Here is a 21,083-nt window from a genome sequence, read left to right on the forward strand (position 1 = left end):
CATCGGCTGGCGGCACCTCCACAGAGTCGCCGTGGCGGCAGCATACGTGTTGTTACTCCGTAGTAGGTAGTGGACCGATTGTGATGTGGAGACGCACCAACCGCGTATTCGTGACGCCGCCGGCGCGTGGAAGACTGCTCGGAGCGCCCAGTTGTTCATGAGGAGGCCATGGTGACTTCCGCTCGCAATGTCGCAGATCTGGTTCGTGCCTCGGCACAGCGGGGGCCGGGCCACGTCGCACTGGTCGACGTCACGAGCGGGTTGAGCCTCACGTGGGAGACCATCGACGGCGCGGTCGACGCTTTCGCCCGCCGTTTGGCCGATTCTGGTCTGGAAACCGGCGACCGGGTGGCGGTACGGCTGCCCACCGGGCCCGAGTTCGTGGTCGCCGTGTTCGGCGTCCTGCGCGCGGGCGGTGTCGTCGTGCCGACCGGTCCCGGCACCCCGTCGCGCGAGCTGCAGCGCATCCTGGCCGACTCCGGGGCCGCGTTGCTGGTCGGTGACGGCGAGGGGTCCGACGCCACCGTGCTCGACCTGCCGGACGTGCGGGCGACCGCGGAACCGTTCGAGGCGGTGGGCGGCGGCGAGGACCTGGCGGTGCTCGGCTACACCTCCGGCACGTCCGGTGTGCCGCGCGGCGCGATGCTGTCCCACCGCGCGCTGCTCGCGAACGTCGCCCAGTGCGCCTCGCTGCGCCCGGCGCCGGTGACCGCGGGCGACCGGGTGCTGCTCGCGCTGCCGCTGTTCCACGTCTACGGCCTCGGACCCGGTCTGCTGCAGGTCGCGGGCGCGGGCGCCACGGCCGTGCTGCTGGAGCGCTTCGACCCGGCCGGCGCGCTGGACGTGATCGAGCAGCACCGGGTGACCACGATGGTCGGCGTGCCGCCGATGTACCGGGCGCTGCTGGCCCACCCGGTCGAGGTGCTGCGCGAGAAGCTCGCCACGGTCCGGCTCTTCACCTCGGGCGCGGCGCCGCTGCCCGCCGGGGTCATCAACGAGATGAAGACCGCGCTCGGCATCCCGGTCTTCGAGGGCTACGGCCTCACCGAGACGGGCCCGGTGCTGACGTCGACGCTGGTCGGCGGCACGCCGAAGCCGGGTTCGGTCGGCAGGGCGCTGCCCGGCGTCGAGATCCGGCTGGTCGACACCGACGGCTCGGTGCTCGACATCGACGAGGACGAGCCGGGCACCGGCCTGGTGTCGGCGAAGGGCGACAACCTGTTCTCCGGCTACTGGCCGGACGGCGCGCACGGGCCGGACGCGACCGGCTGGTTCCGCACCGGCGACGTCGGGTTCATCGACGCCGACGGTGACCTGCACCTGGTCGACCGGGCCGGTGACCTGATCATCGTCAACGGCTTCAACGTCTACCCGCACGAGGTCGAGCAGGTCCTCGGCGAGCTGCCGGGTGTGGTGGAGGCGGCGGCGGTCGGCGTGCCGGACGAGAGGACCGGCGAGTCGGTGAAGGTCGTGATCGTGCTGCGCGACGGCCAGGAGCTGACCTCCGACGAGGTCGTGGCGCACTGCGCGGCCCGGCTCGCGAAGTTCAAGGTGCCGACGTCGGTGGAGTTCGCGGCCACGCTGCCGCACTCGCCGACCGGCAAGCTGGCCCGCGCCGTGCTGCGCCGGCCGTTGGGAGCCTGACATGCACCACGTGACCGTCATGGGCCGCAAGGACTGCCACGCCTGCGAGGTCGCCGAGGCCGAGATCGCCCGCATCTGCGGCGAGGCCGGCGCGACCTGGTCGGTGGAGGACGTCGACTCGGACCCGGAGTGGCGTGCCGAGTACGGCGACCAGGTGCCGGTGTTCCTCGTCGACGGCGTCGAGCACGGGTTCTGGAAGGTCGAGGAGGACCGGCTGCGGGCGGCGCTAGCCGAGTAGGCCCAGGTCGCGCCAGCCGTGCTCGCCCCGCGAGGTGAGCACGACGGCGCGGCTCGTGCCGATCCGCCTGACCCAGCCCCGCCGGAGGAACTCGCCGCACAGGTGGGCCCCGGCGGCTCCGGCGACGTGCGGGACGCGTTCGGTCCAGTCCAGGCAGGCCCTGCTGACCTGCCGCTTCGAGGGTTCGAAGCCGAGCTCCCCGAGCCAGACCAGGCCGTGCCGCGTCACGGCGAGGTCGGCGGTCAGCACGCCCAGCTCCAGCAGACCGGTCTTGAGCGCAATGGCGAGCTGTCCGGCGAGGTGGTCGTAGCAGGTCCGGCCACGGGCCAGGGCCTCCGACGCCGACGCGGCCCGCAGCGTGCGCGGCTTCTCCCCCGGCCCCGCGAACGCGGTCATCGACTCCAGCAGCTCGGCGACGTGCGGTCCTGCCAACGAGACGTACCGGTGCCGGCCCTGGCGGTGTTCGGCGAGCAGACCGCCCTCGACGAGCCGGGTCAGGTGCTCGCTCGCGGTCGACGGCGCCACACCCGCGTGCCGGGCCAGCTCGGTCGCGGTCCAGGCCCGGCCGTCCAGCAGCGCCGAGCAGAACGCGGCCCGCGTCCGGTCCGCCAGCAGCGCGGCCACCTGTGCCAATGCCTCCACGACGGCCATTCTGCGCCTGCGACGATTCGGTCAGCGCCGAACCGTCCCGGCCCTAGCCTCGTGACATGACCGAAGAGCTGCTGAGCCTGCCCGTGCCCAGCGTCCCCGCAGGTGAGAGCGGGGTGGCGTGGCTTCGATCGCAGGTCGTCCGGTTCAGCGACGGCCCCGAGCACACCCGCCGGCGCGCGCTCACGACCGCGTTGCTGGAGGGGGTCGACGCCACCACGCTCGACGAGCTGGCCGACCGGGTCCTGCCGGGCGCGCCGGCCGACGTCGCGGAGATCGCGCCGAGCTACCAGCCGCACGAGCCGATCACGGCGCAGGCTGACGCGGCCGTGGAGCGGCTGGTGGCCCGGCACGGGCGCACGGAGACCACCGCGGCCCGGATCGGGCTCCTGGTGCAGGCCTGGGCGGCAACGCGGGCGTTCGCCGACCGCCTGACAACCGGTGATCGGACGCCTCCGGTCCCGCTGACGCGCCGCCAGAGCGCGCAGGGCGTGGTCGAGGTCGACCTCACCGCTCATCCGTTCGGTCACGGCGCCCACGCCTGCCCCGGCCGCGAGCTCGCCACGAAGATCGCGAAGAACATGGCGTTCAAGGCGCTGCACCACCGCGCCGAGCCGTTGCTGCTGCCGAACGCCTGGGACCACGCCACCGCCGTCGCGCTCCAGGAAGCCGGTTACCCCGCCGTCGGCACCACGAGCTTCGGGGTCTCGGCGGCGCACGGCGTGCCCGACGCGTCCGGACTCGCCAAGGAGCACACCCGCGCCTTGGCCCGGCTGATCGGCACGCTGCCGTGCCCGGTCACCGCCGACGTCGAGCACGGGTTCTCCGAAGACCCGGACGAGGTCGCCGAGTACGTCGCCTCGCTCGGCATCTCGGGCATCAACCTCGAAGACGGCCGCGGCGACCACCTCGCCGACCCGGCTGATCAGGCGGAACTGGTCGCGGCGGTCAAGCGGCGGACGCCGGGCGTGTTCGTCAACGCCCGCGTCGACACGCACTGGCTCGGCATCGACGCGACGACCACCGAGGTGCTGCGCCGCGCCGAGCACTACCTCGCCGCCGGCGCCGACGGGATCTTCGTGCCGAGGCTGCCGCTGCCGGGCATCGCGACGTTCACCGCCACGTTCGACACCCCGCTGAACGTGCTGGCCGGCGAGCCGGTGCACCGGCTGGCCGACCTCGGCGTGCGGCGGATCAGCACGGGCTCGCTGCTGTTCCGCGCCGCCCGCGCCGCGACCGTCGAGACGGCGAACGCCCTGCTCAGCCCAGGAACACGTTCCGGCGCTGCGTGAGCAGCCGGTAGAGCGTCTGCTGGATCGTCTCGCGCACCTGGTCGGTCAGGTTGAACACGAGCATCGGGTCGTCGGCCGCGTTCTCGCCGAAGACGTCCGTGCGGATCGGCTCGCCGAACTCGATGTACCACTTCGACGGCAGCGGGATCGCGCCCAGCGGCCCCAGCAGCGGGAAGAACGGCGTCACCGGGAAGTACGGGAACCCGAAGAGCCGGGCCAGCGCCTTGATGTCGCCGATCATCGGGTAGATCTCCTCCGCGCCCACGATCGAGCACGGGATGATCGGCGTGCCGGTCTTGAGCGCCGCCGCCACGAACCCGCCGCGGCCGAAGCGCTGGAGCTTGTAGCGGTCCTTGAACGGCTTGCCGATGCCCTTGAAGCCCTCCGGCCACACGCCCACGAGCTCGCCGGACGACAGCAGCCGCTCGGCGTCGGGGTTGCAGGCCAGCGTCTGCCCGGACTTGCGGGCGAGCGCGCCCAGCACCGGCGTGCGGAACACCAGGTCGGCGCCCAGCATGCGCATGTGCCGCTGCGCCGGGTGCTCGGAGGCGATGCCGTACGACGTCATCAGCGCGTCGAGCGGCAACGTGCCGGAGTGGTTCGCCACGATCAGCGCACCCCCGGTCGCCGGGACGTTCGACATGCCGATCGTCTCGACCCGGAACCACTTCTCGTACAGCGGCTTGAGCGGCGGCATCAGCACGTTCTCGGTCAGGTCCTTGTCGAACCCGAACTCGTCGACCTGGTAGTCGCCCGCGATCCGCCTGCGCGCGAACGACAGCAGGTCGGTCAGCCGGCGTTCCCAGTCCGGCACCCCGGACTGCTGCTGCGCGGGCTCCGGGACCACCTCGACGTGCCGCGCTCTGCGTGCGGCGTCGCGTTCCGGGTCGTGCAGCGGGATAACGCGCGCTCCTGCCACTGCGTTCATCTCCTCAGGCAAAGATCAGCGGAAACGGGCGGCCGCGTCGAGGATTCCCCGTTCCGCGGCGTCCACCGTCTCGGGATCGACGAGCGGCTTGAGACCCCGGCCGCTCACGTAGTCGTCGAACGCCTGCTGGGTGGTCCACCGCGGTGTGAACCCGAACTCCCTCTTCAGCAGGGTCGTGTCGACCACCCGCCCCCAGTTGAGGAACCTCATCTGGTCGGGTGAGAAGTCGACGAGCCGGGCGCTCCGGAAGAAGCCGCCGACCGTGGGCACGGCCGCGCTGGGCACCGGCAGGGCCAGCCTGCCCGCCCTGCGGATGGCCTGCGACAACAGCAGCACGCCGTCGCCGCCCACGTTGAACACGCCCGGCAGGTCGTGCAGCGTCGCGCGTTCGAGGACAGCGAGGGCGTCCTCGGAGTGCAGCAGCTGCACGCGCGCGTCGTAACCCAGGACCGTGGGCACGACCGGGAGCGCGAAGTACCGGGTGAGGACCGTGTCGATGCGCGGTCCGATGAAGTTGGTGAAGCGCAGGGTCGTGACGTTCACGTCCGGCCTGCGGCGGCCGAACCCGCGCACGTACCCCTCGACCTCGACCGCGTCCTTGGCGTACCCGGACGACGGCAGGTCCTTCGGGCCCATGTCCTCGGTGAACACCGCCGGGTCGCGCGAGCTGGACCCGTACACGGCGCTCGTCGACTTCACCACGAGCTTGCGCACGTTCGGCGACTTCTGGCACGCGGCCAGCAGCTGCATGGTGCCGATGACGTTCATCTCCTTCATCGCCGTGCGGCCGGTGGGCCCGGCCGGGTTGGCGGTGACGGAGGCGTGGACCACCGTGTCCACGTTCGCCGTGGCGATGACCTTGCTGATCAGCGGGTTGCGGATGTCCGCCCGCACGAACTCGGCCCGCCCCATGCGGCGCAGCAGGTCACGCGGCGGCGGCTCGGTGTCGACCCCGAGCACGCGCTCGACGTCCGGGTTCGCGGCGAACCGCGCGGCGAGGTGGCCGCCGAGGAAGCGGCTGACTCCGGTGACGAGGACGACCTTGGGCGTCATGCGACTCCAAGCAGACGGGTGGTGCGATTGGTCGATGCTACAAGCCCGGCCGATGAGCGCAGGGGGCCGGAACGCCGTCTTGACGCAGGTCACGCAGCCTTTACGGCCCAATCACCCGATCGGCGGCGACCGTTCCCGCGTTTCCGGGCAAGCGTCTCACTGGGTGAAATTCCGTGCCGGCGCAACTACCGGGCGTGCCGGAAAAGCAGCCACCGCCGGCCCCTGCGAGAGGGACCGGCGGTGGCGAGAGCCTCACATGGGCCTTACTTGCCGCGCTTCCTGCGCTGGACGCGAGTCTTGCGCAGCAGCTTGCGGTGCTTCTTCTTCGACATGCGCTTGCGGCGCTTCTTGATGACCGAGCCCATGCGGGATCCTTAGCTCTAGACGTTGCTTTTACTGGCGCGCCCCAGCCTTGGCCGTGTCAAGCACGGCGCGCCGGTAAGCACGATCGGCCTGCCAGTCTACCCGCTGGGGTTCGCCAGTCCTGCAACGCCCTTCAGCCGGCGTCGAAGTACGCGTTCTCGAGGTAGGCGTGCACCGCTTTCTCGGGCACCCGGAACGACTTGCCGACCCGCACAGCGGGCAGCTCACCGGAGTGCACCAGGCGGTACACGGTCATCTTCGAGACCCGCATCATCGAGGCCACCTCGGCCACGGTCAGGAACTGCACCTGAGCGAGACCTGTTCGTTCGTTCTCCTTCGCAGACATGCATCACCGCATCCTTCGACACGTGTCGTGCCGTCGGTCTTCCCCACCGACGGTTCGACACGCACGTGCTGCCCTGAGAGTAGCGGGACTGGTGTGACCACTGCGACGACCAACCGGTCAGTCTTGATGTCACGCGGGAGTCCCACGTTTCCCTGAGGGGCACGCGGGGCCCCCGCGTGCACCAGGAGAGTACGAAAGCTCCCCGCGTGCACTCAGTCCTCGTGCTGGCGGCCCAGTTCGACGGAGCGGTCGCGGGCCGACTCGATGGCCGCCAGCAGGGCCGCGCGGACGCCGTGCTTCTCCAGCTCACGGATCGCCATGATCGTCGTGCCCGCCGGTGACGTGACCGCCTCGCGCAGGATGACCGGGTGCGACTGGCCCTCCGCCAGCATCGTCGCGGCGCCCACGGCCGACTGGATGATCAGCTGCGAGGCCAGGTCGCGCGGGATGCCGAGCAGGATGCCCGCGTCGATCATCGCCTCGACGAGGAAGAAGAAGTACGCCGGGCCGGAACCGGACAGGGCGGTGACGGCGTCCTGCTGCGACTCGGGCACCACCGCGACCTTGCCCACGGTCGACAGCAGCTCCTCGACGACCTTGAGGTGCTCGGGCGTGGCGTTGGACCCACCGGAGATGGCGCTCATCGCCTCACCGACGACCATCGGCGTGTTCGGCATGACCCGCACCACCGGCGTGCCCTCCGGCAGCCTGCGTTCGAACAGGGCGGTCGGCAGGCCCGCGCACAGCGACACGACCAGCGCGCCCGGCTTCAGCACCGGCTTGAGGTCGACCAGCAGCGGCTCGATGTCCTGCGGCTTGACGGCGACGATGAGCACGTCCGCGCTCGCCGCCGCACCGGCCACCGTGGTGCCCTCGATGCCGTACTGCTCGGTGAGCGAGCGCGCACGGGCCTCGTGCTTCTCGGTGAACATCAGATCGGCGGCCGGACGACCGCCCTGCAGAAGCCCGGACAGCAGCGCCTCACCGATCTTGCCCGCGCCGAGCACCGCGATCTTCGTCATCGGTCAAGTCTCACACAGCGGGTGTCAGCGCCAGCTGCCGTGCCTGGCACACCAGCCGGCCGGTCGCGTCGATGACGGTGGCGTCCTCGTCGAACCACTGCCCGTGCACCGCCTGGCAGGTGACGTGGATGCGCAGCCACCCCGGTGCCGGCCGCGCCCGCAGCAGGGCCGTCAGCTGCACCGTCGGCGACCACCCGAACCGGCCGAGGTTGAACGTCACCGGCATCGACAGGTCGCCCGCGAGCAACGCGAAGAGCAGGTCGGGGTGCTCGTCGACCGGCCGCGCCCACAGCTTGAACGTGAGCGGCCCGTCCGTGCGCCGTTCGAGGAACGCCGCCGACTCCCGGTCCACCCGCAGGTCGCACAGGGCGCCGACCTTGTAGGCCCCGCCGGTCGGGAACGACGCCAGCTCGATCGACCCCGGCGGCGGCGCGGCCGGCACCTGCGGCAGGTTCGCGTAGTCGGCCCGGTTCTCCGGGATGCGCCCGAGCGTGACCGACGCCTCGACGCACACCTGACCGCGCTGCTCCAGCGTCACCGCCACCACCGTGGCCGTGCGCCCCGCCTTGCGCAGATCGGTCCTGACCAGCACCGGACCGACCTCGGGCGCACGCAGGAACTGCGCGGACACCGCGAGCGGGTCGTGGCCGGTCAGCTCCGCGGCGGCCCTGGTCATGACCGCGAGCAGGAACCCGCCGTGCGGCTTCGGGCCCACGGTCCACTCGGCCGGGAGCGAGGCGGTGAAGGTTCCGTCACCGAGTGACCGCACCGCGCTGGACTTCGAGAAGGTCATGAGCGGCTGGCCAGCGACCGCAGGAAGAAAGTCACGTTGGCAGGCCGTTCCGCAAGTCGCCGCATGAGATATCCGTACCACTGCTCGCCGTACGGGACATAAACGCGCGTCCCGAGCCGCTTCTGCTCCTCCGGCCGGATGCCGTAGAGCATCTGGAACTCGAAGTCGGTTTTGTCATACCACCGCGCCCGCTCACCGATGATCTCGATGAGCCGCGGGTCGTGCGTGCCGAACATCGGGTACCCCTCTCCTGCCAGGAGCACGTTGGCGCAGCGCACGTAGTTCAGGTCCACCTCGTGCGGGTCCTGGATCGCCACCTCCGGCGGCTCCGCGTAGGCGCCCTTGACGAGCCGGACCCGGCTGCCCTCGTGGCTGAGCGCCCGGCAGTCGTCGAGCGTGCGGTGCAGGTAGCTCTGCAGCACCGCCCCGACCCACGGCCACGTCCTGCGCAGCTCGCGCAGGACCTCCAGCGTCGAGTCGGTGGTGGTGTGGTCCTCCATGTCGAGCGTGACCGTCGTGCCGCACTGCTCGGCCGCCGCGCAGATCCGCGAGGCGTTCGTGAGCGCCAGCGACTCGTCCAGCGACTGGCCGACCGCCGACAGCTTCACGCTGACCTCGGCGTTCGCCGCCAGGCCTGCGGCGTGCAGGGCGTCGAGCAGCTCCAGATAGGCCTGGACGGTCTTCTCCGCCTGCGCCTTGTCGGTGGTGTCCTCGCCGAGGTAGTCGAGCGTCACCGGCAGTCCGAGATCGCGGACGACCCGCACGGCGTCCGCCGTCGACTCGCCGGCCACGAACCGCCTCACGACGTCCCGGCTGATGGGCGCGTTGGCGACGAGGTGCCGCACCGCCTCGTTGCGAGACGCGGCCATGATCAACGCTCGCAGCGGGTCCACACCGGAACCCTAACCCGCTGGCCTCCGCCGCTCAGCGCACGCGGGGTCCTTTCGTGCGCTGTGGGAGTACGAAAGCTCCCCGCGTGCACTCAGGACAGGGCGGAGCGAGGGGTCGTGGAGGGGCCGTCGGCCGGCCAGTCGAGGTGCAGCCGCGCGAACAGCAACGCCTCGGCCAGCATCTCCCGCCGGGCCGCCGGGGTCACCGCACGCCGGGTGTTGACCTCCAGCACGACCTGCCCGTCGAACCCGCTGCGGGCGAGCCGCTCGCACAGCTCGGCGCACGGCTGCGTGCCGCGGCCGGGGATCATGTGCTCGTCCTTCGGCGCGCCGGAGCCGTCGGCCAGGTGGACGTGCCGCAGCCCGTCGCCCATCCGCTTCGCCAGCTCCAGCGCGTCCACGTGCGCCGCGGCCGAGTGCGAGAGGTCCAGGGTGTAGTTGGCGTGGCCGACGTCGGTCGGGTCGATGGAGGGCTTGAACGCGGTCATCTGCACCGACCGGCCGCGACCGAGCGGGCGCTTCACCGGGAACATGTTCTCCACGGCGATCGCGATGCCGCTCTCGTCCTCCAGCGACGACACCAGGCCGGCGAAGCCGTCGGCGTACCTGCGCTGCCAGCGGAACGGCGGGTGCAGCACCACGGTCGGCGCGCCCAGGTCCTGAGCGGCCCGCACGGCCTTGCGCAGGCGTTCCACCGGGTCGGGCGACCAGACCCGCTGGGAGATCAGCAGGCACGGGGCGTGCACGGCCAGCACCGGCAGGCCGGAGCGGGTGGACAGGCGGTCCACCGCCCGGATGTCCTGGGAGACCGGGTCGGCCCACACCATCAGCTCGACGCCGTCGTAGCCCAGCTCGGAGGCGATCTCGAAGGCAGCTCCGGCGGGCTGCGGGTAGACCGATGCCGTGGAAAGCCCGACCGGGATGCGGGCCGTCAACTCTTCACCAGCAGCATCGCCGCTGGTGACACGGTGACGATGAGGCCCACGAGGATGGCGAGCAGTGTGGTTTGCAGGTCGTCGGCGCGGCGGATCTTGCGGACCAGCAGCACCAGGCCGACGGTCACGGCCAGTGCGACCACCAGCGCCGCCACGGCCTGGGTGCGCCAGAGGAAGTTGAACGCGAGCCACAGTGCCGCGCCGCCGAGGACGCCGACCGCGAGCTGGCCGATCATGACCAGCCACTCCTTGGCCGGCGAGCGCTGCGCGTCCTCCTCCGGGTCCTCCTCGGCCTCGCTGACGTCGTCGAGCCCCGCGGGGCGTTCGTCGTCGTCGATCTCGTCCGCATCGGCGAGGTAGTCGTCCTCGCGGTAGACGGCGTACTCCTGCGAGTCGTCGTCGTCCACGTACGGGCCCGCGTGGGCCGCGGTCGACTCCATCGGCGGCAGCGACAGGTCGGTCTTCTGCAGGTCGGGCTCGTCGTCGCCGAACCACGCGTCGGCGTCGTTGCCGGGCAGCGGCTCCGGCAGCTTCGGCGGTGCGGGCGGCACGATCAGGACCGACTCGGTCTCCAGCGCCGCGATCTGGTCGACCGGCGCCTTCGCCGGGATGCGCGGGAGCTGCTCGGTCATCGCCTCGCGCGGCGGACCGGGGACCGGCAGCGGCACCGACGGCTGGCCGGGCTTCGGCGGGCGCGCGATGTTCGTGCGCGACGCCGGCGGTGCGGCGGGGTCCAGCCGGGACTCGATGCGGGCGCCGTCCGGGCGCGGCAGGTCGGACCGCGAGACGTCGGGCCTGGCCACGTCCGGGCGCGGCAGGTCCGACCGCGACACCTCGGGGCGGGCCAGGTCGGGACGGGGCAGGTCGGAGCGCGACGGCTGGTCGCGGACCGGCGGCACCTGCCGGGTCTGCTCGGCGGCAGCGGCGGGCGGGGGCACGGGAGCGGGCTGGCCTGGTCTGCGGACCTGCGGCGCCACCGGCGGCTGCGGCTTGGGCAGCTGCTGCGACGGCTGCGGCGGCTGCGGCTGCGGGGGCTGCGCTGCCGGGGGCTTGGGTGCCTTCGGGGGTGCGGCGGGCGGTGTCACCGGCGGCACCGGCTGGTAGGCGGTCCGCTCGGAGGACGGTTCCGGTGCGGCGCGGCGACCGGCCGGTGCCGGGTCGTCGTCGCGCACGGCCATGAGCCGGCCGCTGTCGGACAGGACGCGCTCGATGATCGACTGGGGCGCGGTCTCCGGCTGTTGGACGTCGTCGTCGTCCTCCGCGCGGCGGCGTCGCCGACGTGGCGCCTCCCCCGAGCTGCCGCCGTACTGGGCGAGCAGCTCAGCGACAGTGCGCTGCGTGTGCTCCGATCCGCTCTCTCGACTCATCAACTCCACCGTGCCCCGGTCTGGCTGGTACGTCCAGTATCGCTCTGGTCCGTCCCATCAGTGTGGTCCAGCCGCCGGAGGATGACACCCTCCCGGAGCGCCCACGGGCAAATCTCCAGCTGCGTGAGTGACAGGGCTCGCATGGTTGCCTCCGCGACCAGCGCACCCGCGACGAGCTGGTGCGCACGCGAGGTGCTGACACCTTCCAGCTCGGCGAGGTCGCTGGCCGACATCCGGGAAATGAACGCGATCAGCTGCCGCAGGCCGGCGTCGGTGAGCACGCGACGCGCCCTGGGCCCGGCAGACGATGGCGCGGCCCCGGTGAGCCGCGCCAGCGTTCGGAAGGTTTTCGAGGTCGCAACCACCCGATCGGGTTCTCCCGCGCGTTTCAGCTTCCGCGCCACGGGCGCGAGCTGCTCGGCGAGCCATTCGGTGGTCTCGCGGACCTCTGACCGCCGTGGTGGGTCCTTCTTGAACCGGGTCCTGGTGAGCCGGCCGGCGCCAAGCGGCACGGAGAACGCCATCTGCGGGTTCTCGTCGCGCCCGACGGCGAGCTCGAGGGAGCCGCCGCCGATGTCGAGGCACAGCAGCTTGCCCGCCGACCAGCCGTACCAGCGGCGGACGGCGAGGAACGTGTACTTCGCCTCGTCCTCGCCGGACAGGACCTTCAGGTCGACCCCGGTCTCGGTGCGCACCCGGTCGAGCACCTCGGCCGAGTTGCCCGCCTCGCGCACCGCCGAGGTCGCGAACGCCATCAGGTCCTCGCAGCCGGAGCGCTTGGCCGACGCCTTGGCGGCGGCCACAGCGCGAACCAGCTGGTCAGCACCTGATTTGCTGAGCATTCCCCCGGCGTCCAGCTGCTCGGCGAGCCGCAGGATCGTCTTCTCGGAGGTCGTCGGGATCGGGTGGGCACCACGATGCGCGTCCACCACGAGGAGGTGGACGGTGTTCGAACCCACGTCAAGGACGCCCAGGCGCACGCCGGAAACGGTACCTGGTCGTGTCCGTCAGGACTCGAACTTGTAACCCAGACCCCTCACGGTCACCAGGTGCCGCGGTGCCGACGGGTCCGGTTCGATCTTCGACCGCAGCCGCTTGACGTGCACGTCCAGCGTTTTCGTGTCGCCCACGTAGTCCGCGCCCCACACCCGGTCGATCAGCTGGCCGCGGGTCAGCACCCGGCCCACGTTGCGCAGCAGGTACTCCAGGAGGTCGAACTCCTTGAGCGGCAGGCTGACGTCCTGGCCGCCGACGGTGACGACGTGGCGCTCCACGTCCATCCGCACCGGGCCGGCCTCCAGGATCTGCGGAAGCAGGTCCTCGGACTCGCCGCCGCGGCGCAGCACCGCGCGGATGCGGGCGATGAGCTCGCGGGCCGAGTAGGGCTTGGTCACGTAGTCGTCGGCGCCCAGCTCCAGGCCCACGACCTTGTCGATCTCGCTGTCGCGCGCCGTCACCATGATCACCGGCACGGCGGAGCGCAGGCGCAGCTGCTTGCACACGTCCGTGCCGCTCATGCCGGGCAGCATGAGGTCGAGCAGCACGATGTCGGCGCCGTTGCGGTCGAACTCCTCCAGCGCCTCCTGGCCGGTGGCCGCGAGCGCCGCGGTGAACCCCTCCTTGCGCAGCAGGAAGGCGAGCGGATCGGCGAAGGACTCCTCGTCCTCCACGATGAGCACCCTGGTCACAGCTCTCCTCCAGTGTCACCCGCGCCGGTGTGGACGAGGGTCGGGTCGATCTCGGTCGCCGCGGCCGGCAGCCGCAGCGTGAAGGTGGACCCCGTTCCCGGGAGGCTCCACAGCTTCACCTCACCGCCGTGGTTGGCGGCGACGTGCTTGACGATCGCGAGGCCCAGGCCGGTGCCGCCGGTGGCCCGCGACCGGGCCTTGTCGACGCGGTAGAACCGCTCGAAGACGCGTTGCTGCTGCTCCTCGGCGATGCCGATGCCGCGGTCGGTGACGGCGATCTCGACGTGCCCGTCGACCAGTCGGCGGCTCACGCTCACCGGGCTGCCGGGCGGGGAGTACGCGACGGCGTTGTCCAGCAGGTTCGTCAGCGCCGTGACGAGCAACGACCGGTCACCGGGCACGACGAAGCCGCTCGGCTCGTCGGTGGTGATCGAGATGTTGACGGACTCGGCGGCGAGCTTGGAGCGCGACAGCGCCTCGTTGACGACGACGTCGATCTCGGTGTCGGACAGCTCCGGCAGCTTCTCCGCGCCCTGCAGCCGCGACAGCGCGATCAGCTCGGTGACGAGCGTGCCGAGGCGGGTGGCCTCCTGCATGATCTTCGCGCTGAACCGGCGGACCTCCTCCTGGTCGTCGCTCGCGTCCAGCACGGCCTCCGCGAGCAGCGCCAGCGCGCCGACCGGCGTCTTGAGCTCGTGGCTGACGTTCGCCACGAAGTCGCGCCGGGTCTTCTCCAGCCGCACGGCCTCGGACTCGTCGTTCGCGTCGACCACGGTGAAGCCCTCGGTGAGCAGCCTGACCTCGGCGTGCACCGCCTCCGGCTGCCGGGCGCGGCGCTGGCCCTCCAGCGGCGACAGGTCGACGTAGACGACCTCGTTGCTGTTGCGGACGGCCTCGGCTGCCTTGCGCGCGCGGTCGTCGACGCGGTTGTTGCGGACGACCCCGAGCTCCTCGGCCCGCGGGTTGTGCAGCACGACGTCACCGAAGTGGTTCAGCACCACGATGCCGTCGTGGGCGTCCTGGACGATCCGCTGCATCAGGTCGGCCACCGTCAGCCCCTCCGGGGCTTTGGGGTTCCTGGGAGCGGTGAACCTGCCAACGAAGAATGCGGCGATCACGCCGATGAGCGCGACGCCGATCGACACAGCGAGGTAACCCGTTGTGGTCACGAGGCGAATGGTAAGCAGCTCAGAGGTGTCCCGGCCTAGTGCCGAAGCGTGAACCGTGATACCCGCGACACCTCAGTGGACGGTTGTTCCGCACCTGGTCAGCCCCTGTTCACCCAACCGTGATGCACGGGCGGAACGCGGGGGCCCCGCGTTCCCCCGAGGGGAACGCGGGGCCCCCGCGTGACTTTCAGCGACCCTGGTTGGCCACCGCCGCGATGGCGTCCTTCGCGGCCTCGGGGTCGAGGTACTCGCCACCCGGCTTGATCGGCTTCAGGTCCTCGTCGAGGTCGTAGCGCAGCGGGATGCCGGTCGGGATGTTGAGCCCCGCGATGGCCTCGTCGGAGATCCCGTCGAGGTGCTTCACGAGCGCGCGCAGCGAGTTGCCGTGCGCGGCCACCAGCACCGTCTTGCCGGTGCGCAGGTCCGGCACGATCGCCTCGTCCCAGTACGGCAGCATGCGCTTCACGACGTCGAGCAGGCACTCCGTCAGCGGCAGGTCGGGGCCCAGCCCCGCGTAGCGCGGGTCGGTGTCCTGGCTGAACTCGCTGCCCGGCTCGATGGGCGGCGGCGGGGTGTCGTAGGACCGGCGCCAGAGCATGAACTGCTCCTCGCCGAACTCCTCCAGCGTCTGCTTCTTGTTCTTGCCCTGCAACGCACCGTAGTGGCGCTCGTTGAGGCGCCAGTCGCGCTTGACCGGGATCCAGTGCCGGTCGGCGGCGTCGAGCGCCAGGTTCGCGGTCATGATCGCGCGGCGCATCAGGCTGGTGTGCAGGACCTCCGGCAGGACACCGGCCTCCTTGAGGAGCAACCCGCCGCGGCGGGCCTCCTTCTCGCCCTTCTCCGACAGGGGAACGTCCACCCAGCCGGTGAACAGGTTCTCCGCGTTCCACGTGCTCTCGCCGTGGCGGAGCAGCACCAAGGTTCCGACAGACATGGCGGCTAGCCTGCCATGCCGGACCTCCCGCCGTACCCCGTCCCCACGCTGACGAAGGCAACCGCTTGTGTCGTCAGCCAGCTCTGACAGCGCACGCGGGGACCTTTCGTACTCGCGGGGAGCGCACGCGGGGAGCTTTCGTACTCTCGGAGAGCACGAAAGGTCCCCGCGTGCGTTCACCACATACGGCGAACGGCCCCGGCGGTGATGGCGCCGGGGCCGTTCGGACCGCGGTCAGGACTGTTCGCGGGAACGGAGGTCCTTGCGGAGGATCTTGCCCGACGCCGACTTCGGGATCGCCTCGATGAACTCCACCACGCGCACCTTCTTGTGCGGTGCGACGTGCGTGGCCACGAACGACATCACCGCGTCCGCGTCGATGGACGAGCCGGCCTGGCGCACCACGAACGCCTTCGGGACCTCCTCGCCGTCGGCGTCGCGGACGCCGATGACGGCCGCGTCGGCGACCTCCTCGTGGGTGAGCAGCACGGCCTCCAGCTCGGCCGGCGGGACCTGGTAGCCCTTGTACTTGATGAGCTCCTTGACGCGGTCGACGATCGAGACGACGCCGTCGTCGTCGATCACGGCCACGTCGCCGGTGCGCAGCCAGCCGTCCTCGTCGATGGTGGCGGCGGTGGCGTCGGGGTTGTTCAGGTAGCCCTTCATGACGTTCGGGCCCTTGCACCACAGCTCGCCGCGTTCGCCGACGCCCACGTCGGAGCCGGTGGCCGGGTCGACCAGGCGGCACTCCAGGTTCGGCACGATCAGGCCGACGGTGCCGACCGAGATGTCGTCGCGGCCGTCCGGGATGGCGTGGCTGACCGGGGACATCTCGGTCATGCCGTAGCCCTGCACGACGCGGCAGCCGATGCGCTTGCGGACGGCGGCGGCGAGGTCGGCGTCGAGCGGGGCGGCGCCGGAGAAGAGGGTCTTCAGCGGGGACAGGTCGTAGTTGTCGACGATCGGGTGCTTCGCCAGCGCGACGGCGACCGGCGGGGCGATGTAGACGCGGTCGGTCTTGTGCTCGGCGATCACGCGGAGGAACTCGGGCAGCTCGAACTTCGGCAGGGTCACGACGACGCCGCCGATGTAGAGGCCGTTGTTCATCAGGACCTGCATGCCGTAGATGTGGAAGAACGGCAGCACCGCGAGGATCCGGGTGTGCGGGCCGACGTCGCTGAGGATCGACTGGCACTGCACGATGTTCGCCACCAGGTTGCGGTGCGTGAGCATCACGCCCTTGGGCAGCGCGGTCGTGCCGGACGAGTACGGCAGCACCGCCACGTCCTCGGCCGGGTCGATCTCGACCTCGGGCACCGGTTCGGTGTTGGCGAGCAGCTCCGGCAACGACGGGTAGCCCTCGGCGCCGTCGAGCACGACGACGTCGGTGACACCGGCCTTCGCGGCGCCCGGTGCGGCGTTGGGGAGCAGCACCGACACCGTGAACAGCATCTTCGCGCCCGCGTCGTGCAGCTGGTGGGCCACCTCGTCGGGCGTGTAGAGCGCGTTGATCGTCGTCGCCGTGGCACCCGCGCGCAGGATGCCGTGGAACACGACGGCGTAGTACGGCGTGTTCGGGCTGAGGACGCCGACCACGTCGCCCTTGCCGATGCCCCGCGCGGCCAGTGCGGCGGCCAGGCGGTCGACGGCACCGGCGAGCTGGCCGTACGTGAGCGACGTGCCGGACATGCCGTCGATCAGCGCAACGCGGTCCACCCGGTCGGCGATGTCGCCGAACAACAGCTGGTGCAGCGACACGTCGGGGATCTCGACGTCGGGGAACGGACTGCGAAAGACCATGCGGCGACCTCATTCACTCGCTGTACACCCAGCCTGCGCCGTCATCGTGAGCCAGCCCACTGAACAGGTCAAGCAAGTCGGGATCGCTACAGAGACGTTACTTCGCGCCGCTAAATACACTCGAATGGAGCAATCCGAGCACTTGTGATCGCAACCAGGTATCTGGGAAGTTGGTCACGCCTCCGCGAGTCGGCTCCCACGCTCAACTCGACAAGCGGACGGCAAGGGCGCGGTTCGTCATCCCCCGTCGGATCGCGTGGCCCGCTTGAGATCCGTCGGCTCCCCCCGTCCACGGATCGACGCAGCGGGGACCTTTGACGCGGGACGGCTCGATGCGACTCCCCCTCTCTCCCGAGCCGTTCCGCGCTTCACAAAGGACCACTCTCAGTAGATCGTCAGGCGTCTGCTTCGACCGTTGGAGTGACACGCTTCCGGCGACGCAGCCAGAAGATCACCGCCACCGTGGGCACGCCGAGCACCAGGACGAACGGCAGCAGGCCGCCGACCCCCACCAGCACCAGTCGCAGCACGTGCACGAGCGCGTTCCAGCCGGCCACGAAGGCGTCGCCGAACCCGGTGCGCTCCGGCGCCGGCGGTGCGATCGGGGTGGTGCTGACCTGCACCGTCAACGTCGCCAGCGCGGCCTTGCCCTTCAACGACTCGCTGCGCCGCTGCAACGACTCCAGCTCGCTCTGCCGCTTGGTCAGCTCGCCCTCGACCTGCGCGATCTCGGCCGTCGACCCGGCCCGCTCGAACAGCACGCGCAACCGCTCGACGCTGGCCTTCTGCGTCGCGATCCGCGCCTCGACGTCGACCAGCTGGTCGGTGACGTCCTCGCTGCGGACCTCGCTGCGCGTGACGTCGCCGTAGTCCTCCAGGCTCCGCACGACCCCGTCGAGCTCGTTCGACGGCACCCGCACGGTCACGCTCCCACGGGACTGGGTCGAGCTCTCCTGCCCGGCGAACCCGCCGACCTGCTGGGCCTTCGCCTTGATGTCGCTGATCGACCGCAGCACGTCGTCGCTGCGCAGGTCGACCGTCGCCGTGCGGACCAGCTGCCGTTCCTGCTGCTGCACCGACTCGGCGGACTGGTTCTGCTGACCGCTGTTGTCCTGCTGCTTCTGCGCCCCCGTCGGCTGTGCGGCCCGCTGCTGCGGTGCGGCGTTCTCCGCGACCGACGAGCCACCGGAACTCTTCGAGTCCGCGCCGCACCCCGTCGCGAAGACGGCCAGCAACGCGACTCCCACCCACAGCACTCGTCTGCTCATGCCCGTCGGACGGAGCGGGGGGCCGCCGGAGTTGCCGTCCAGACCGAAACGAGGCGGCGCCTACTCCGAAACGAGATGTTCGAAGGCCCGCAGGTTCGCCAGCGACTCGCCGCGCGACACCCGCCACGCCCACTCCCGCCGGATCGCGTCGGCGAACCCGATCTCCAGCAGCGGGTTGAAGTCGCCGTCGGCGGCCTCCAGCACCTGGCCCAGCACCCGGTCCAGCTCGTCCGGGGTCACGGCGTGCTTGCCGATCCGCCCGACCAGGTGGATGTCGCCCTCGGCGTCGATCGTGTAGTGCACCCCGTAGAGCCGGGCGTTGCGCCGCAGCAGGAACCGGTAGACGTCCTCGAACGACTGGTCCGGCCGCCGGCACACGAACGCCTCGACGACCAGCGCGTGCGCCGTCTCGACCAGCCACACGTTGGTCTGCAGCTTCTTGGTGCCCGGCAGCGTCACGAAGAACCTGCCCTCTTCACGACGGTCGTACTCGATCTCCCGTTCGTCGAGGAACGACTTGATGACGGCGTCGACGGTCACGCGAAAACCTCCCGGCGGAACACTTCTGCCGCCTCCTGGTACCCCGCGAGCAGGGCGTCAGTCGTGCGGTCCCAGGAGAAGCGTCGCGCATGGCCGACCACGTTGCTCGCCAGGTGCTCGCGCTGCGGCAGCGCCACGTCCGCGAGCGCCCGCGCCCAGGCCTCGGCCTCGTGGCCGTGCACCAGCACCCCGGACACGCCGTCGTTGACCGCCACCGGCAGCCCGCCGACCGCGGCCGCGACCACCGGCGTCCCGCAGGCCTGCGCCTCCAGCGCCACCAGCCCGAACGACTCGTTGTGGCTCGGCACCGCGACCAGGTCCGCCGCCCGGTAGACCTCCGCCAGCGCCGCTCCCGGCTGCGGCGGCAGGAACCGCACCACGTCCGCGATCCCCAGCCGGCCCGCGAGCTCCTCCAGCGCCTTCGGCTGCTCCAGCCCGCTGCCCGACGGCCCGCCGACGACCAGCACGACCAGCCGCGACCGCAGCCCGGGGTCGCGGACCAGCATCTCCGCCGCGGCGCGCAGCAGCACGTCCGGCGCCTTCAACGGCTGGATCCGGCCGACGAACGCGAGCACCACGGCGTCCGGCGGGATGCCGAACCGCTGCCGCGCCGCGGCCTGATCACCCGGCGTGAAGCGATCGAGGTCGACCCCCGGCGGCACCACGGCCACCTTCGACGGCTCCGCCTCGTACAGCTTGACCAGCTCGGCGGCCTCGATGTCGGTGTTGGCCACCAGCCGGTCCGACTCGGCGACCACCTGCTCCTCGCCGATGACCCGCATCCGCGGCTCCGGTGCGTCGCCCTCGGCCAGTGCGAGGTTCTTCACCTTGGCCAGCGTGTGGGCCGTGTGCACCAGCGGCACGCCCCAGCGTTCCCGCGCCAGCCAGCCGACCTGCCCGGACAGCCAGTAGTGCGAGTGGATCGCGTCGTAGTAGCCCGGCTCGTGCCGCGCCTCGGCCCTCAGCACGCCCGCGGTGAACGCGCAGAGCTGCCCCGGCAGCTCCTCCTTGCCGAGCCCTTCGAACGGCCCGGCGGCGACGTGGCGCACCCGCACGCCCGGTGCCAGCTCCGCGACCGGCGGCAGCTCGCTGGACGTCGCGCGCGTGAAGATCTCGACCTCCACGCCCCGCCGCGCCATCCGCGTCGCCGTCTGCACGATGTAGACGTTCATGCCGCCCGCGTCGCCCGTGCCGGGCTGCTCCAGCGGGGAGGTGTGCACGCTCAGGACCGCGACCCGCTTCACCGGACCACCTTCTCGAGGTCCGCGGCGAAGCGGTCCCGCTGCTCCAGGAAGGGCGCGTGCGCGGTGTCGGGGTAGAGGCTCAACTCGGCTCCGGGGATCAGGGCGGCGGAGTACTCGGCGGCGGCAGGGGCGACCACCTGGTCTTGGGTTCCGTGCACCACCAGGGTCGGCACGTCGACGGCCCTCAGCACGTCGGCGCTGCCCACGTCCCTGCGGAACAGCTCCCCCCGCACCTTAGGGCTCGTGGTGAGGGCGGCGGCAGTGAGCGCGTCGACCGTCCCACCAGGTAGACGCGGTGCCATCGCACGGCAGAAGTCCGCGAGCGCGGCGTCGTCGGTGATCGCGGCGGGCAGCGCGGCCCGCATGACCGGCCCGGTCTCGCCGCCGGGGCGACCGCGGCCGATCTCGGTGATGGCGCCCACCAGCACCAGGCCGGTGATCTGCGCGGTGCCGTGGAACCTCAGGTGGTCGGCGACCACGAGACCGCCGTAGGACCAGCCGACGACGGTCGCGGGGCCGGTGTGGTCGAGCACGGCCCTGAGGTCCGCGGCCCACCGCGCGCTGTCGCGGTAGTCGCCGAAGTCGTCGGACTCGCCGTGTCCGCGCAGGTCGACGGCGTAGGTGCGGAACTCCGGCAGGTCCCAGGCGGCACCGGTCTGCGCCCAGCCGTGGACGAGCACCACCGGTGGCGCGTCAGGAGGTCCCGCCGCACGGACGGCCAGTCGTCCCCCACCGGCCACCGTCACGCGTGTCAGCTGCACACAATGACGAACGACCTGGTCGACGCACACATTCCCCTCAGCCCGAACGTCACGCGGGGGCCCCGCGTTCCCCTGGGGGTATAGCCGGGGGCCCCCGGGGCCCCGGGGGGGAGCGGGGGCGCCGACCTGAAGGCGGGCGAATACAAGCCCACCCGCACCG

General features: G+C 71.4%; 22 protein-coding genes. 3 read left to right on the forward strand and 19 right to left on the reverse strand.

What is annotated here, in order from left to right; genetic code table 11:
- Nucleotides 1–168 precede the first annotated feature (168 nt).
- Together AB0A63_RS36475 and AB0A63_RS36480 are read left to right on the forward strand one after the other, a co-directional pair.
- Nucleotides 169–1,644, forward strand: coding sequence for an AMP-binding protein (locus AB0A63_RS36475; protein ID WP_360399843.1), 1,476 nt, complete (start codon nt 169–171; stop codon nt 1,642–1,644).
- A 1-nt stretch (nt 1,645) separates the two neighbouring features.
- Nucleotides 1,646–1,882, forward strand: a complete 237-nt coding sequence (locus AB0A63_RS36480; protein ID WP_360399846.1) for a glutaredoxin family protein — start codon at nt 1,646–1,648, stop codon at nt 1,880–1,882.
- On the opposite strand, the gene AB0A63_RS36485 is transcribed toward AB0A63_RS36480, so the two are convergent.
- A complete protein-coding gene (locus tag AB0A63_RS36485) occupies nt 1,871–2,533 on the reverse strand; it encodes a winged helix-turn-helix domain-containing protein (protein WP_360399849.1) in 663 nt (220 codons plus the stop codon). The two genes, AB0A63_RS36480 and AB0A63_RS36485, sit on opposite strands and share 12 nt — an antisense overlap.
- A gap of 56 nt (nt 2,534–2,589) precedes the next feature.
- Between AB0A63_RS36485 and AB0A63_RS36490 the strand changes: the two genes are divergently transcribed.
- A complete protein-coding gene (locus AB0A63_RS36490) occupies nt 2,590–3,822 on the forward strand; it encodes an isocitrate lyase/phosphoenolpyruvate mutase family protein (protein ID WP_360399852.1) in 1,233 nt (410 codons plus the stop codon).
- On the opposite strand, the gene AB0A63_RS36495 is transcribed toward AB0A63_RS36490, so the two are convergent.
- The 18 genes from AB0A63_RS36495 to AB0A63_RS36580 form a co-directional block, all read right to left on the reverse strand.
- On the reverse strand, nt 3,791–4,750 hold the full coding sequence (locus tag AB0A63_RS36495) for a lysophospholipid acyltransferase family protein (RefSeq protein WP_360399855.1): 960 nt from the start codon (nt 4,748–4,750) through the stop codon (nt 3,791–3,793). The two genes, AB0A63_RS36490 and AB0A63_RS36495, sit on opposite strands and share 32 nt — an antisense overlap.
- Nucleotides 4,751–4,765: 15 nt before the next feature.
- Nucleotides 4,766–5,803 carry an NAD-dependent epimerase/dehydratase family protein gene (locus AB0A63_RS36500; RefSeq protein ID WP_360399858.1) on the reverse strand — a complete coding sequence of 346 codons (1,038 nt, stop codon included), beginning with the start codon at nt 5,801–5,803 and terminating at the stop codon, nt 4,766–4,768.
- A gap of 263 nt (nt 5,804–6,066) precedes the next feature.
- Nucleotides 6,067–6,168, reverse strand: coding sequence for an AURKAIP1/COX24 domain-containing protein (locus tag AB0A63_RS36505; RefSeq protein WP_015105422.1), 102 nt, complete (start codon nt 6,166–6,168; stop codon nt 6,067–6,069).
- A 131-nt stretch (nt 6,169–6,299) separates the two neighbouring features.
- Complete coding sequence (locus AB0A63_RS36510; protein WP_053737062.1) at nt 6,300–6,512, reverse strand: helix-turn-helix domain-containing protein; 213 nt, start codon at nt 6,510–6,512, stop codon at nt 6,300–6,302.
- 212 nt (nt 6,513–6,724) lie between these two features.
- Nucleotides 6,725–7,534 (reverse strand): pyrroline-5-carboxylate reductase, encoded by an 810-nt coding sequence (gene proC / locus AB0A63_RS36515; protein WP_360399861.1) that lies wholly within the window; start codon nt 7,532–7,534, stop codon nt 6,725–6,727.
- Nucleotides 7,535–7,544: 10 nt separating this feature from the next.
- Nucleotides 7,545–8,327, reverse strand: a complete 783-nt coding sequence (locus AB0A63_RS36520; RefSeq protein ID WP_360399864.1) for a thioesterase family protein — start codon at nt 8,325–8,327, stop codon at nt 7,545–7,547.
- Nucleotides 8,324–9,220, reverse strand: a complete 897-nt coding sequence (locus AB0A63_RS36525) for a proline dehydrogenase family protein (protein WP_360399867.1) — start codon at nt 9,218–9,220, stop codon at nt 8,324–8,326. The genes AB0A63_RS36520 and AB0A63_RS36525 overlap by 4 nt, the downstream gene beginning before the upstream one ends.
- Nucleotides 9,221–9,309: 89 nt before the next feature.
- Nucleotides 9,310–10,152: a sugar phosphate isomerase/epimerase family protein gene (locus AB0A63_RS36530; RefSeq protein WP_360399870.1), complete on the reverse strand. Its 843-nt coding sequence runs from the start codon at nt 10,150–10,152 to the stop codon at nt 9,310–9,312.
- The gene (locus tag AB0A63_RS36535; protein WP_360399873.1) at nt 10,149–11,519 is read right to left on the reverse strand and encodes a hypothetical protein; all 1,371 of its coding nucleotides are present in this window, start codon (nt 11,517–11,519) and stop codon (nt 10,149–10,151) included. Before AB0A63_RS36535 ends, AB0A63_RS36530 begins: the two co-directional genes overlap by 4 nt.
- On the reverse strand, nt 11,519–12,499 hold the full coding sequence (locus AB0A63_RS36540; protein ID WP_360399876.1) for a Ppx/GppA phosphatase family protein: 981 nt from the start codon (nt 12,497–12,499) through the stop codon (nt 11,519–11,521). The genes AB0A63_RS36535 and AB0A63_RS36540 overlap by 1 nt, the downstream gene beginning before the upstream one ends.
- A gap of 27 nt (nt 12,500–12,526) precedes the next feature.
- Complete coding sequence (locus AB0A63_RS36545; protein WP_360399879.1) at nt 12,527–13,207, reverse strand: response regulator transcription factor; 681 nt, start codon at nt 13,205–13,207, stop codon at nt 12,527–12,529.
- Nucleotides 13,204–14,376, reverse strand: a complete 1,173-nt coding sequence (locus AB0A63_RS36550) for an ATP-binding protein (protein WP_360399882.1) — start codon at nt 14,374–14,376, stop codon at nt 13,204–13,206. Before AB0A63_RS36550 ends, AB0A63_RS36545 begins: the two co-directional genes overlap by 4 nt.
- A 187-nt stretch (nt 14,377–14,563) precedes the next feature.
- Nucleotides 14,564–15,310 (reverse strand): phosphoglyceromutase, encoded by a 747-nt coding sequence (locus AB0A63_RS36555; RefSeq protein ID WP_360399884.1) that lies wholly within the window; start codon nt 15,308–15,310, stop codon nt 14,564–14,566.
- A 234-nt stretch (nt 15,311–15,544) separates the two neighbouring features.
- Nucleotides 15,545–17,110 (reverse strand): AMP-binding protein, encoded by a 1,566-nt coding sequence (locus AB0A63_RS36560; protein ID WP_360399887.1) that lies wholly within the window; start codon nt 17,108–17,110, stop codon nt 15,545–15,547.
- A 395-nt stretch (nt 17,111–17,505) separates the two neighbouring features.
- Nucleotides 17,506–18,378 carry a DUF4349 domain-containing protein gene (locus AB0A63_RS36565; protein WP_360399890.1) on the reverse strand — a complete coding sequence of 291 codons (873 nt, stop codon included), beginning with the start codon at nt 18,376–18,378 and terminating at the stop codon, nt 17,506–17,508.
- 60 nt (nt 18,379–18,438) lie between these two features.
- Nucleotides 18,439–18,918 (reverse strand): YbjN domain-containing protein, encoded by a 480-nt coding sequence (locus tag AB0A63_RS36570; RefSeq protein ID WP_360399893.1) that lies wholly within the window; start codon nt 18,916–18,918, stop codon nt 18,439–18,441.
- Nucleotides 18,915–20,162, reverse strand: a complete 1,248-nt coding sequence (gene mshA, locus AB0A63_RS36575; RefSeq protein ID WP_360399896.1) for a D-inositol-3-phosphate glycosyltransferase — start codon at nt 20,160–20,162, stop codon at nt 18,915–18,917. Before mshA ends, AB0A63_RS36570 begins: the two co-directional genes overlap by 4 nt.
- Entirely contained in the window at nt 20,159–20,923 is a 765-nt protein-coding gene (locus AB0A63_RS36580) for an alpha/beta hydrolase (RefSeq protein ID WP_360399899.1), read from the reverse strand. The genes mshA and AB0A63_RS36580 overlap by 4 nt, the downstream gene beginning before the upstream one ends.
- Nucleotides 20,924–21,083: the final 160 nt, after the last annotated feature.

This window comes from Lentzea sp. NPDC042327, from assembly GCF_040647275.1.
Taxonomy (GTDB): Bacteria; Actinomycetota; Actinomycetes; order Mycobacteriales; family Pseudonocardiaceae; genus Lentzea.